General features: G+C 63.9%; 11 protein-coding genes. 8 read left to right on the forward strand and 3 right to left on the reverse strand.

Annotated elements, in window-relative coordinates:
• Positions 1–12: 12 nt before the first annotated feature.
• The 3 genes from alc to ltaE all read left to right on the forward strand — a co-directional run bounded on the left by alc (position 13) and on the right by ltaE (position 2666).
• Positions 13–1026, forward strand: coding sequence for an allantoicase (gene alc / locus BRPE64_RS05940; RefSeq protein ID WP_016345143.1), 1014 nt, complete (start codon positions 13–15; stop codon positions 1024–1026).
• Positions 1023–1523, forward strand: a complete 501-nt coding sequence (locus tag BRPE64_RS05945; protein WP_016345144.1) for an ureidoglycolate lyase — start codon at positions 1023–1025, stop codon at positions 1521–1523. Before alc ends, BRPE64_RS05945 begins: the two co-directional genes overlap by 4 nt.
• 138 nt (positions 1524–1661) lie before the next feature.
• Positions 1662–2666 (forward strand): low-specificity L-threonine aldolase, encoded by a 1005-nt coding sequence (ltaE, locus tag BRPE64_RS05950; RefSeq protein WP_044041295.1) that lies wholly within the window; start codon positions 1662–1664, stop codon positions 2664–2666.
• Between the two features lie 56 nt (positions 2667–2722).
• Here ltaE and BRPE64_RS05955 read toward each other — a convergent pair whose 3' ends face one another.
• Together BRPE64_RS05955 and uraH are read right to left on the reverse strand one after the other, a co-directional pair.
• Entirely contained in the window at positions 2723–3916 is a 1194-nt protein-coding gene (locus tag BRPE64_RS05955) for a urate hydroxylase PuuD (RefSeq protein WP_044041296.1), read from the reverse strand.
• 91 nt (positions 3917–4007) lie between these two features.
• A complete protein-coding gene (gene uraH, locus BRPE64_RS05960) occupies positions 4008–4361 on the reverse strand; it encodes a hydroxyisourate hydrolase (RefSeq protein WP_016345147.1) in 354 nt (117 codons plus the stop codon).
• Positions 4362–4851: 490 nt separating this feature from the next.
• Here uraH and BRPE64_RS05965 point away from each other — a divergent pair, with 490 nt between their 5' ends.
• Positions 4852–6219, forward strand: a complete 1368-nt coding sequence (locus tag BRPE64_RS05965; RefSeq protein ID WP_051180305.1) for an 8-oxoguanine deaminase — start codon at positions 4852–4854, stop codon at positions 6217–6219.
• Between the two features lie 37 nt (positions 6220–6256).
• Here the strand turns inward: BRPE64_RS05965 and BRPE64_RS05970 are convergent, their stop codons facing one another.
• Positions 6257–7189 (reverse strand): LysR substrate-binding domain-containing protein, encoded by a 933-nt coding sequence (locus tag BRPE64_RS05970; protein ID WP_016345150.1) that lies wholly within the window; start codon positions 7187–7189, stop codon positions 6257–6259.
• Positions 7190–7459: 270 nt separating this feature from the next.
• On the opposite strand from BRPE64_RS05970, the gene BRPE64_RS05975 reads away from it, so the two are divergent.
• The 4 genes from BRPE64_RS05975 (at position 7460) to BRPE64_RS05990 (ending at position 12308) form a co-directional block, all read left to right on the forward strand.
• Positions 7460–9034 (forward strand): ABC transporter ATP-binding protein, encoded by a 1575-nt coding sequence (locus tag BRPE64_RS05975; protein WP_016345151.1) that lies wholly within the window; start codon positions 7460–7462, stop codon positions 9032–9034.
• 2 nt (positions 9035–9036) lie between these two features.
• Positions 9037–10143, forward strand: a complete 1107-nt coding sequence (locus BRPE64_RS05980) for an ABC transporter permease (protein WP_016345152.1) — start codon at positions 9037–9039, stop codon at positions 10141–10143.
• Positions 10144–10166: 23 nt separating this feature from the next.
• The gene (locus BRPE64_RS05985) at positions 10167–11096 is read left to right on the forward strand and encodes an ABC transporter permease (protein ID WP_016345153.1); all 930 of its coding nucleotides are present in this window, start codon (positions 10167–10169) and stop codon (positions 11094–11096) included.
• A 126-nt stretch (positions 11097–11222) separates the two neighbouring features.
• Complete coding sequence (locus tag BRPE64_RS05990) at positions 11223–12308, forward strand: BMP family ABC transporter substrate-binding protein (RefSeq protein WP_051180307.1); 1086 nt, start codon at positions 11223–11225, stop codon at positions 12306–12308.
• The last annotated feature ends 76 nt before the right edge of the window (positions 12309–12384 follow it).

Consider the following 12384-nt stretch of genomic DNA (forward strand, 5'->3'; position numbering starts at 1 on the left):
AGGACGAAGACAATGGCAATTCCGACACTCGATCCCAACGCGCCCGAATTCACGCGCCGCTATGTGAATCTCGCGGACCCGCGACTGGGCGCGCAGGCACTCGAGGCGAGCGACGATTTCTTCGCGCCGAAGGAACGCATGCTGAACCCCGAGCCGGCGGTGTTCATTCCCGGCAAGTTCGACGATCACGGCAAGTGGATGGACGGCTGGGAAACGCGCCGCAAGCGTTCGACGGGTTATGACTGGTGCATCGTCAAGCTGGCGCGTCCGGGCGTGATCAAAGGAATCGATCTCGACACGAGCCATTTCACCGGCAACTTCCCGCCGGCGGCGTCGATCGAAGGCGCGCATGTCGCCGATGGTTCGCCGAATCAGTCGACGCAATGGACGGAAGTCGTGCCGTCGACGACGCTTCAGGGCAACACGCACCACTATCTCGACGTCAACGCCGCGAAGCCGTTCACGCATTTGCGCGTGAACATCTATCCGGACGGCGGCATCGCGCGTCTGCGGGTGTACGGCCAGCCGCAACTCGACTGGAGTAACGCCGACCGCAATCAGCTCGTCGATCTCGGCGCGATGGAAAACGGCGCGTATCTCGTCGCGACGAACAATCAGCACTTCGGACTGGCATCGACGCTGCTCATGCCGGGCCGCGGCGTGAACATGGGCGACGGCTGGGAAACGCGCCGCCGCCGCGAGCCGGGCAACGATTGGTGTATCGTCGCGCTGGCGCAGCCGGGCATCATCAAGAAGGTCGAGGTGGACACCGCGCACTTCAAGGGCAACTATCCCGATCGCTGCTCGCTGCAGGCCGCGTATGTGAAGGGCGGCACGGACAGTTCGCTCGTCACGCAGGCGATGTTCTGGCCCGTCCTGCTCGGCGAACAGAAACTGCAGATGGACAAGCAGCATTTCTTCGAATCCGAACTCGCGTCGGCGGGCCCTGTTACGCACGTGCGCTTCAATATCTATCCGGACGGCGGCGTGTCGCGCCTGCGGCTTTTCGGGACGCTCGCATCATGAAGAAGCTCGCTATCGAACCTTTGACGCGCGCTGCGTTCCAGCCTTTCGGCGATGTCATCGAACTCGATGGCGCGAAGCAGATCCCGATCAACCTCGGCACCACGATCCGCTTTCACGATCTGTGCAACGTGGACGTGACGGAGCAGGGCGGTCATACGCTCGTCAATCTCTTTCGCGGGCAGCCGCGGGCCTTGCCGTTCGAGATCAAGATGATGGAGCGGCATCCGCTCGGCAGCCAGGCGTTCGTCCCGCTCGATGACCGGCCGTATCTCGTGGTCGTCGCGCCCGCGGGCAATCTCGACGAATCGAAGATTCGCGCGTTCGTCACGAGCGGCTGGCAGGGGGTGAACTATGCGAAAGGCGTGTGGCACCATCCGCTGCTCGCGCTCGGCAAGGTGAGCGATTTCATCGTCGTCGATCGCGGCGGGGAAGGGCACAACCTCAACGAGCAGGATCTGAAGGAATCGCTCTGGCTCACCGAGGACGCGATGCGCTGAGCGGACGCGGCTGGCTCGACCGTCATAGAAGACCGGAAGCGATTCCGGTCTTTTTTTCGCCTGCCGGTTCGTGACCGGATCGGGCGCCGGCAGGTACCATAGCGCTTCTCGATGAGCACGACACAAAGGGAAGCACGCATGATCGATCTACGCAGCGATACCGTCACCCGTCCCGGCCCCGCCATGCTCGCCGCGATGTCCGCGGCCGAAGTCGGCGACGACGTCTGGGGCGACGATCCCACCGTCATCAAACTGCAGGCCACGCTCGCGGAGCGCACCGGCAAGGAAGCCGGCCTGTTTTTCCCGAGCGGCACGCAAAGCAATCTCGCGGCACTGATGGCGCATTGCGCGCGCGGCGACGAATACATCGTCGGGCAGGCGGCGCACACCTACAAGTACGAAGGCGGCGGCGCGGCCGTGCTCGGCAGCATCCAGCCGCAGCCGCTCGAAAATGCGCCGGACGGCTCCTTGCCGCTCGACAAGATCGCGGCAGCCATCAAGCCGATCGACAATCACTTCGCGCGCACGAAGCTGCTCACGCTCGAAAACACCATCGGCGGGAAGGTGTTGCCGGCGGACTATGTCGCGCAGGCGGCGCGGCTCGCGCGCGATCGCGGGCTCTCGCTTCATCTCGACGGCGCACGCGTCTTCAACGCGGCCGTGGCGTCGGAGCGGCCGGTCGGCGATCTGTGCGCGCCGTTCGATTCCGTGTCGATTTGCTGCTCGAAGGGTTTGGGCGCGCCGGTCGGTTCGGTGCTCGTCGGCTCGAAGGCGCTGATCGAGGTCGCGGGCCGCTGGCGCAAGGTGCTCGGCGGCGGCATGCGGCAGGCGGGCGTGCTCGCGGCGGCGTGTCTGTACGCGCTGGATCATCACGTCGACGGGCTCGCGCAGGACCACGAAAACGCCGCGCGTCTTGCCGCCGGGCTTGCGCAGATCGAGCCGGTCACCGTGCAGTCGCACGCGACGAACATGGTTTTCGCGCAGATTCCCGATGCGCATTGCGCGCCCCTCGAAGCATTTTTGAAGGAGCGCGGCATTCTCACGCAGATGCTTTATGCGTCGCGCTTCGTCACGCATCGCGATGTGTCGCGCGCGGATATCGATACCGTGATTCGCGCGGTGAAGGATTATTTCGCGCGGTGAATGAAAAATGCCCCGCTTCGTCCGAAGCGGGGCATTGCATGGCGTAACCGGAGCGCTTATTCCACCGCGCCGCCCGCAAACCACGCGGCCACTTTCTGACGCTCCGCATCCGTCATCTGCGTGACGTTGCCGAGCGGCATCGCCTTCAACGTCACCGCCTGCTGGTGCACACGCTGCGCGTTCAGCTTGATCTCGGCGGGCGTGTCCAGCAAGACGCCTGCCGGTGCGCTGCCCATCATCGTCGGATGTGCGGAGTGGCACGTCGCGCAACGCTGCTGGATGATCGGCTGGATGTCGGCGACCTTGATCGTCGGCGCGCCGGCGGCTTGTGCGACCGCCACGGTCGGCGCGGGCATGGTCCAGGCGAACGCGCCGAGCACCAGCACGAGGCCCGCCACCGGCATGTACCACAGCACCTGACCGCGATGGCGCATCACGAAGAACTGGCGAATCAGCGCGCCCGCCAGCATGATCAGCACGAGGATCAGCCAGTTGTACTTGTGCGTGTAGGTCATCGCGTAGTGGTTCGACAGCATCGCGAACACCACCGGCAGCGTGAAGTACGTGTTGTGCACCGAACGCTGCTTGCCGCGCTTGCCGTAGATCGCGTTCGGCGTCTCGCCCTTGAGCATCGCGGCGACCATCTTGCGCTGGCCCGGAATGATGACGAAGAACACGTTCGCCGACATGATCGTCGCGATCATCGCGCCGGTGATCAGATACGCGGCACGGCCCGAGAACACATGGCACGCGATGAACGCCGCGACCAGCACATAGATGCCGACGCAGATGCCGAGCAGCTTGTCGTTGGTGCCGAGCAGGCGGCACAGCGAGTCGTAGACGATCCAGCCCGCCATCAGGAAGCCGAGCGCGGCGGACACCGCGACGACCGGACCCATGTCGAGCACGTTTTTGTCGATGAGATAGGTGCTGGGCGACAGCAGATACAGCACCAGGAAGAGACCGAAGCCCGACATCCACGTGGTGTACGACGGCCAGAACGACCAGTGCAGATTCTCCGGCATGTCCTGCGGCGCGACGGAATACTTCTGCATGTGATAAAAGCCGCCGCCGTGCACGTGCCAGAAGTCGCCGAAGACGCCACGTCGGCGCGCGTTCGGGTCCGTAGGCGGTTTCAAACTGTTGTCGAGCGCGACGAAGTAGAACGATTCGCCGATCCACGCGATCGCCACGATGACATGCAGACAGCGCAATGCGAGATTGAGCCAGTCGGTGACAAAGCCTTCCATGAACTCCTCCACTACCGATTCGTTATGCGCACATCGTCGCGATCTTGGGGACGAGCGCGATGTGCTGGTGCGTTGCTCTCAGGTTCTGGTTTTAGCTGCCGCGATAGGTGCTGTAGGACCACGGCGACACGAGCAGCGGCACGTGATAGTGCGACGCCGTATCCGCAATGCCGAAGCGCAGCACGACGCGATCGACGAAACGCGGCTCCGGCACGTTCGCGCCGAGCGTGGCGAAGTAATCGCCTGCATGGAACACGAGTTCGTATTCGCCGGTTTCGAATTCGGCGCCTTCGAGTAGCGGCGCATTGCAGCGGCCGTCGTCGTTGGTGACGGTGGTCTTGATCGCGCGGCGGACGTCGCCGTTGAGCGCGAACAGCTCGATCTTGATGTTCGCGCCCGGGCGGCCGTGCGCGGTGTCGAGGACGTGGGTAGTAAGCTTGCCCATTCGCATGTTCCTTGTGTTGTGCGAGATCCGGCGTGCGCATCGATCCGAAATTCGGCACCCGGGCGTTCAGGTGCGTCTGCGGCGGATCGAGGCTCCACGTCAGTGGCTACATACCCGTCGGCGTTTCAGATGCGCGCCGTGTACAGCATTGTAGGAATTTGAGACACGCTGTGCGCCCGCGATAGGAAAGATAATGCCCAACGCATGACAGCGGCGCGTAAGCCTTGCGGGAACGGGCGCGCGGCGCTTTCGCGGTTTTTCGAAAGTGCTCGCTCAGTGCCCGCCCAAGGCTTTCCCGGCGATCCTACCCGCGTCAAAATTCGCGAATATATTGCGCGCCTGAGGACGACTATGACGGCAGCCTGATTGCGTCCGATTTTTTGGCTGCGGACAGTGACGATGCGCGCAAAATTGCGGCGTCCCGAAGACGGCGGTCATCGCCGGGTAACCGGGGCTGGTTACCTGGACCTCGTTTTTCGGAGATATATCGATGCAAGCAACACCCCGTACTGTGCTGGTCAAAAACGCCCACATGCTTGTCACGATGGACGAGCAGCGCCGCGAAATCGCTGATGGCGGGCTGTATATCGAAGGCAACCGCATCGTCGCGGTCGGGCCGTCGAGCGAGCTGCCGCAATCCGCCGACGAAGTGCTCGACATGCGCGGCCATCTCGTGATTCCCGGCCTCGTCAACACGCACCATCACATGTATCAGAGCCTCACGCGCGCAATTCCCGCCGCGCAGAACGCCGAACTGTTCGGCTGGCTCACCAATCTCTACAAGATCTGGGCGCACCTGACGCCCGAGATGATCGGCGTCTCGACGCAAACCGCGATGGCCGAGCTGATGCTTTCGGGCTGCACGACGTCGAGCGATCATTTGTATATCTATCCGAACGGCAGCCGGCTGGACGACAGCATCGCGGCGGCGCGGGAAATCGGCATGCGCTTTCACGCGGCGCGCGGCAGCATGAGCGTCGGGCAGAAGGACGGCGGTTTGCCGCCGGATTCCGTCGTCGAAAAAGAAGACGCGATTCTGAAGGACTCGCAGCGCCTGATCGAGACGTATCACGACGAAGGGCGTTACGCGATGCTGCGCGTGGTCGTCGCGCCGTGCTCGCCGTTTTCGGTGAGCCGCGAACTGATGCGCGATGCCGCGCTGCTCGCGCGCGAATACGGCGTCTCGCTGCATACGCATCTGGCCGAGAACGTGAACGATGTCGCGTACAGCCGCGAGAAGTTCGGCATGACGCCCGCCGAGTACGCGGAAGACCTCGGCTGGGTCGGCCACGACGTGTGGCATGCGCACTGTGTGCAACTGGACCGGCCGGGCATCGAACTGTTTGCGCGCACGGGCACGGGTGTCGCGCACTGTCCGTGCTCGAACATGCGCCTGGCATCCGGCATCGCGCCGATCCGCGCCATGCGCGACGCGGGCGTGCCGGTGGGACTCGGCGTCGATGGCTCGGCCTCCAACGACGGCGCGCAGATGGTGGGCGAGGTGCGTCAGGCGTTGCTGCTGCAGCGCGTGGGCTTCGGCCCCGACGCGATGACCGCGCGCGAGGCGCTCGAAATCGCCACGCTCGGCGGCGCAAAAGTGCTCAATCGCGATGATATCGGCGCGCTCGCGCCCGGCATGGCGGCGGATTTCGTCTCGTTCGACCTGTCGCAGCCGGCTTTCGCGGGCGCGCTGCACGACCCGGTCGCCGCGCTGGTGTTCTGCGCGCCGTCGCAGGTATCGACGAGCGTCATCGACGGGAAAATCGTGGTGAAGGAAGGCCGCCTGACGACGCTGGACCTCGGCGCGGTCGTTGCGCGCCACAACCGGCTCGCGGGCGAACTGGCGAATCACACCTAAGAAAGAAGGCGGGGCGCTGAGAAGCGCCCCGTACGGATCACGGCTGGTCGATGAGCGAGCGCGTCGCCTCGCCGACGAGCCCGCGCAGCCAGCGGACTTCGTCGGAATAGTGACAGCGCTCGTGCCAGAGCTGGTAGTACTGCATCGGCGGAAAGTCGAGCGGCGCGGGCACGACGGCGAGCGGCAGAAATCGCGCGTAATGGTCGGCGAAGAGGCGCGTCGTCGTGAACACGAGATCCGACTTGATCAGCACGTACGGCGCGAGATTGAAGTAAGGCAGCGTAACAACCACATGCCGTTTCAGGCGCTCGCGCGCGAGATGCACGTCGATTGCGCCGCGCTGGCCGACCGAATACGGCGTCGGCGCGAGATGCGGCGCGTTCAGATACTGGTCGAGCGTGAGCCCGCCGCGCTTGGCGAACGGATGGGTGTTGCTGACGAGACACACGATCTTGTCGACGAAAAGGTTCGACAGATGCAGTTGCTCCGGCGGCTCCGGCCAGTTGCCGACGACGATATCGAGCTTGCCGTCTTCGAGCGCGAGTTCGTAATCGAACGCGGGACCGAGCGAATGGAATTCGAGCGTGGCGTTGGGCGCCGCCTGCCGAAAGCGCTCGACGACCGTCGGCACGAACAGCACGTTCAGGTAGTCGGGGCAGCCGATGCGATAGCACCGCACGGAAGTCGAAGGATCGAAGCTGTGCTGCTGAACCTTGATGCGCTCGATTTCGCGCAGCGCATTCTGGGTCGGTTCGAGCAGGCGCAGGCCGTATTCGGTGGGCACCATGCCGGACTTGCCGCGCACGAGCAACGGGTCGCCGGTGATGTCGCGCAGACGGCGCAGGGCCGCGCTGATGGCGGGTTGCGACTGATTGAGCTTGACGGCCGCGCGGGTCACGCTGCGTTCCATCAGGAGGGTATGCAAGACGCGTAACAAATACGTATCGATCGCCTCGCGTTGCTGACTCATGTTATCTCCACTATATGTTCTGGCTGATCGATGCGGGGGTGCAACATATCATTTTTAATATGACGTGACAGATTCGTCAAGGTGTGGCTTACCCGCAAATGCTGGCTGTGCGGGAATTGGCGCGTTATTTTGAGTGGTGGATTTAGCATCTCAAATTCTGTAAATTCTGCCCGCGGTCCAACTTGCGCGACATCGCATCGTCACGCAGCGGTCACGCGGTAATTTTTCCAGCCTGGCCTGCTCGGTGGCCGGGCGCATTTCTGGATTTCAATGGGCGACGCCATCCAATCGTCGACGACGCCACCGCGCCTGGCGTTGTCGGGCATCAGCAAGCAATACCCGGCCGTCAGGGCGAACGACGGCGTGAACCTCGTCGTCATGCCGGGCGAAATCCACGCCGTGCTCGGTGAAAACGGCGCGGGGAAATCCACGCTGATGAAAATCATCTACGGCGCGGTGCGTCCCGACGAAGGCGAGATTCGCTGGCAAGGCGAAGCCGTGGAGATCGGCAGTCCGGCGGCGGCGCGCAAGCTCGGCATCGGCATGGTGTTTCAGCACTTTTCGCTGTTCGAGACGCTGACGGTAGGCGAGAACATCGCGCTCGCGCTCGACGAAAAGTTCGACATGAAGGCGCTCGGCAAGCGTATCCGCGACGTGTCGAAGGACTACGGCCTCGATGTCGATCCGCAGCGCCACGTGCACAGCCTGACGGTAGGCGAGCGCCAGCGCGTGGAAATCGTGCGCTGCCTGCTGCAGAACCCGCGTCTGCTCATCATGGACGAGCCGACTTCCGTGCTCACGCCGCAAGCGGTGCAGAAGCTCTTCAAGGTGTTGCGCCGGCTGGCATCCGAAGGCTGCAGCATTCTCTATATCAGCCACAAGCTCGACGAAATCCAGTCGCTTTGCGAGAACGCCACCGTGATGCGCGGCGGGCGCGTGACCGGTAACGTCGATCCGCGCCGAGAAACGCAGGCGTCGCTCGCGCAGCTGATGGTCGGGCATTCGTTGCCGGACTACACGCGCCGCGCGCACACGCCGGGCGATATCCGGCTGGCGGTGAAGGCGCTTTCGGTCGCCAGTCCCGATCCGTTCGGCACGTCGCTCGATAACGTGTCGTTCGCGGTTCATGCCGGCGAGATTTTCGGCATCGCGGGCGTGTCGGGCAACGGGCAGGCGGAATTGCTCGCGGCGCTCTCGGGCGAAATCCGCGACCGGCACGCGGCGGCGGACGCCGTATCGATCTGCGGCAAACCGGCCGCGCGTCTCACCGCGGGCGCGCGCCGGCGTCTGGGCTTCGCCTTCGTGCCGGAAGAACGGCTCGGACGCGGCGCGGTTCCGGCCATGTCACTCGCCGATAACGGCCTGCTCACCGCGCACCGCGAAAGCATGGTGCGCGGCGGCTGGATCAGGGCGAACACGGTGAAGGCGTTCGCGGACCGCTGCATCCAGTCGTTCGACGTGCGCTGCGGCGGCAGCGGCGCGCTCGCGCAGAGCCTCTCGGGCGGCAACTTGCAGAAGTTCATCGTCGGGCGCGAGATTCTTCAGGAGCCGAAGGTGCTCGTCGTCGCGCAGCCGACCTGGGGCGTCGATGTCGGCGCGGCGGGATTCATCCGTCAGCAGTTGCTCGACCTGGCGGCGCGCGGCGTCGCGATCCTCGTGATCTCGGAGGAACTGGAAGAGCTATTCGATATCTGCGACCGGCTCGCCGTGATCGCGCGCGGCAAGCTTTCACCCGTGCGCAACACGAGCGACACCAACGCGGAAGAAATCGGCCTCTTCATGGCCGGACTCTTCGAGGGCAAGCGCGCGCCCGAGGCCGAACCCGACTCCCTCCTGAAGAACTGACGATGATCTTCCCTTATCGACTCGAAGCGCGCCCGGCACCCTCGCGCGCCATGCAGCTTGCCGTGCCGGTGGTCGCCGCCGTCGCGACGCTCGTGATCGGCTTTCTGATCTTCAGCCTGGTCGGCCAGGACCCGCTGCGCGCGATGCATGCGTTCTTCATCGAGCCGCTGTCGAGCGTGAACGGCTGGTCCGAGCTGCTGCTGAAAGCGTCGCCGCTGTGCCTGATCGGGCTCGGGCTCGCGGTCGGCTATCGCGCGAACGTATGGAACATCGGCGCGGAAGGGCAGATGCTGCTGGGCGGGATCGTCGCGGGCGGCATCGCGATTCACGCAGGCGATGCCTCCGGCTGGTGGACGTTGCCGCTGATGATGCTGGGCGGCATCGTCGGCGGAATGCTGTGGGCGGCGATTCCCGCGCTGCTCAAGAGCCGCTTCAACACGAACGAAATCCTGACGAGCCTGATGCTCACCTACGTCGCCACGCAGTTGCTGATCTATCTGGTGAGCGGTCCGTGGCGCGATCCGGAAGGCATGAACTTCCCGATTTCCGCGATGTTCGGCGACGACGCGCTCTTCCCGCGTCTCTACGGCGACTGGCACTGGACGTGGCTCAAGGGCACGCGCATCAACGCGTCGGTGTTTCTCACAGTGATCGCAATTCCGTGCGTGTGGCTCTTCATGCGGAAGAGTTTCGCGGGCTTTCGCATGAACGTCGGCGGTCTGGCGCCGCTCGCCGCGCGCTATGCCGGTTTCTCCGACAAGAAGACCATCTGGACCTCGCTTTTGCTGTCGGGCGGTCTCGCGGGTCTCGCCGGCATGGGCGAAGTCGCCGGGCCGATCGGGCAGCTTCAGGCGGGCTGGTCGCCGGGCTATGGCTTCACGGCGATCATCGTCGTGTTCGTGGGACGGCTGCATCCGGTGGGCATCGTGCTCGCGAGTCTCCTGATGGCGCTGCTCTATCTCGGCGGCGAAGCGGTGCAGACCTCGCTGCAACTGCCGCAGGCGCTTGCGGGCGTGTTTCAGGGCCTGCTGCTGTTTTGCCTGCTCGGCTGCGATCTGTTCGTGAACTACCGGGTCAGGCGTCGCGCGAGCGCGCATCACGCCGCATAGACGGCTAAAAAGGGCTAACAAAAATGGACCTCAATCAAGCCGGCAATCTTGCCTCGAGCGCCGTCGTGGCCGCGATCCCACTGATGTACGCGGGCGCGGGCGAACTCGTCGCGGAAAAGTCGGGCGTGCTCAATCTGGGCGTCGAAGGCATGATGCTGATGGGCGCCGTAGCCGGCTACGCGGTCACCGCGATCACCGGCAATCCGTGGCTCGGCATCGTCGCGTCGGTGTTTGCCGGGCTCGCGATGTCGCTGCTGTTCGGCTTTCTCACCATCACGATGCTTGCCAATCAGGTCGCAACAGGCCTGTCGCTCACGATCTTCGGCATCGGCTTTTCGGCGTATGTCGGCAAGCCATACACGTCGGCGGCGGTGCGCGCGAGCATCGAGGTGATGCCGATTCCCGGCCTCTCGTCGATACCCGTGCTCGGCCCCGCGGTCTTCTCGCTCACGCCGCTCGGTTATCTCGCGTTCATCATGTTCGGCGTGATCGGCTGGTTCCTCTACAAGACGCGCGCGGGGCTCGTGCTGCGCTCGGTCGGCGAATCGCCGGCAGTCGCGCATTCGGTGGGCTTTCCGGTGGTGGGCGTGCGCTACGGCGCAACACTCTTCGGCGGCGCGATGGCGGGCATCGCGGGCGGCTATTACTCGATCGTCTATCTGCACGTCTGGCAGGAGCAACTGACTTCGGGCCGCGGCTGGATCGCGCTTGCGCTCGTCGTGTTCGCGACGTGGCGGCCGGGGCGCCTCCTAATCGGCGCGTTGCTGTTCGGCGCGGTCATGGCGCTGCAGTTCTACGCGCAGGCGATCGGCGTGCCCGTGCCGACGCAATTTCTCGCGATGTTGCCGTATATCGCGACGATCGTCGTGCTCGTGCTGATTTCGCGCAATCCGAACACGATCAAGCTGAACGCGCCCGCGTCGCTCGGCAAGCCTTTTTTTGCGGCGAGCTGAGCGCTGTTGTTTGAAAGCCGCGCCGACGTTTCGCTCATCTTTTTGACCGACGAAACTGGCGCGGGCCACGCACAGGTTTTCGTTTTTCCACACACAACATCGACAACATCGACCAGGAGAATCACAATGAATAAACCATGGCTGAAGGCGATTACGGCGACCGTCGCGCTGTCCGCCACGGTCGCCGCGTTGAGCGCGCGGGCCGCCGACGCGCCGGGCGTCGCGTTCGTCTATCTCGGCAATCCGGGCGATGCCGGCTGGACCTTCGCACACGATGCGGGCAGCAAGGAAGCCGAAGCGAAGTTCGGCAACAAGATCAAGATCACGCGAGTGGAAAACGTGCCGGAATCGGCGGACTCGGAGCGCGTGTTCCGCGATCTGGCGAACAAGGGCAACAAGGTCATCTTCGCGACGAGCTTCGGCTATCAGGATTTCGCGCTGAAGGTCGCGAAGGACTTTCCGGACACCATCTTCCTGACCGCCACGGGCTTCAAGAAGGCCAAGAACTTCGGCACGTATGACGTGCGCATGTATCAGGGCGCGTATCTCGCGGGCGTCGCCGCAGGCTATGTGACGAAGACGAACACGCTCGGCTTCGTGGCGTCGGTGCCGATTCCCGAAGTGGTGCGCAACATCAACGCCTACACGATGGGCGCGCGCTCCGTGAATCCGAAGATTCACACGAAGGTCATCTGGATCAACAGCTGGTTCGATCCGGGCAAGGAAAAGCAGGCGGCGGAAACGCTGATCGGCCAGGGCGCCGACGTGCTGCTGCAAAACACCGACTCCAACGCAACGCTCAACACGGCGAACGAGAAGCACGTCTACGCGTTCGGCTGGGATTCGAACATGAAGAAGTTCGGGCCGAATGCGCATCTGGGCTCGGTGGTCGCGCACTGGGGCGTGTATTACAACAACGTGATCCAGCAAGTGCTCGACAACAAGTGGAAGAACGATCCGGTGTGGCTCGGCATTCCGCAGAAGGCCGTGGACCTCGAAGACCTGAACAGCGGCGTGATTCCCGCGAAGGCGATGCAGGCAGTCGCGGCGAAGCGTGACGAACTGCACGCCGGCAAGTGGGATGTGTTCAGCGGCCCGATCAAGGATCAGACGGGCGCGGAGAAGGTGCCGGCCGGCAAGACGCTGACCGACCCGGAACTGCAACGCATCAACTGGTATGTGGAAGGCGTGGACGGCTCCTTGCCGAAATAACTCCGCGTGTAGCCGCGCCAAAGAAAAACCGCGCTTCGTGGCAATACGAAGCGCGGTTTTTTCATGCGTCGGACCG

This window comes from Caballeronia insecticola, assembly GCF_000402035.1.
In the GTDB taxonomy this organism is placed as follows: Bacteria; Pseudomonadota; Gammaproteobacteria; order Burkholderiales; family Burkholderiaceae; genus Caballeronia; species Caballeronia insecticola.

Excerpts from the sequence above, each read along its gene's own strand:
- BRPE64_RS05965 (WP_051180305.1), top strand. The coding sequence starts at position 4,852 with ATGCAAGCAACACCCCGTACTGTGCTGGTCAAAAACGCCCACATGCTT.
- ltaE (WP_044041295.1), top strand. The coding sequence starts at position 1,662 with ATGATCGATCTACGCAGCGATACCGTCACCCGTCCCGGCCCCGCCATG.
- BRPE64_RS05970 (WP_016345150.1), bottom strand. The coding sequence starts at position 7,189 with ATGAGTCAGCAACGCGAGGCGATCGATACGTATTTGTTACGCGTCTTG.
- BRPE64_RS05945 (WP_016345144.1), top strand. The coding sequence starts at position 1,023 with ATGAAGAAGCTCGCTATCGAACCTTTGACGCGCGCTGCGTTCCAGCCT.
- BRPE64_RS05955 (WP_044041296.1), bottom strand. The coding sequence starts at position 3,916 with ATGGAAGGCTTTGTCACCGACTGGCTCAATCTCGCATTGCGCTGTCTG.
- BRPE64_RS05975 (WP_016345151.1), top strand. The coding sequence starts at position 7,460 with ATGGGCGACGCCATCCAATCGTCGACGACGCCACCGCGCCTGGCGTTG.
- BRPE64_RS05990 (WP_051180307.1), top strand. The coding sequence starts at position 11,223 with ATGAATAAACCATGGCTGAAGGCGATTACGGCGACCGTCGCGCTGTCC.
- alc (WP_016345143.1), top strand. The coding sequence starts at position 13 with ATGGCAATTCCGACACTCGATCCCAACGCGCCCGAATTCACGCGCCGC.
- BRPE64_RS05985 (WP_016345153.1), top strand. The coding sequence starts at position 10,167 with ATGGACCTCAATCAAGCCGGCAATCTTGCCTCGAGCGCCGTCGTGGCC.
- uraH (WP_016345147.1), bottom strand. The coding sequence starts at position 4,361 with ATGGGCAAGCTTACTACCCACGTCCTCGACACCGCGCACGGCCGCCCG.
- BRPE64_RS05980 (WP_016345152.1), top strand. The coding sequence starts at position 9,037 with ATGATCTTCCCTTATCGACTCGAAGCGCGCCCGGCACCCTCGCGCGCC.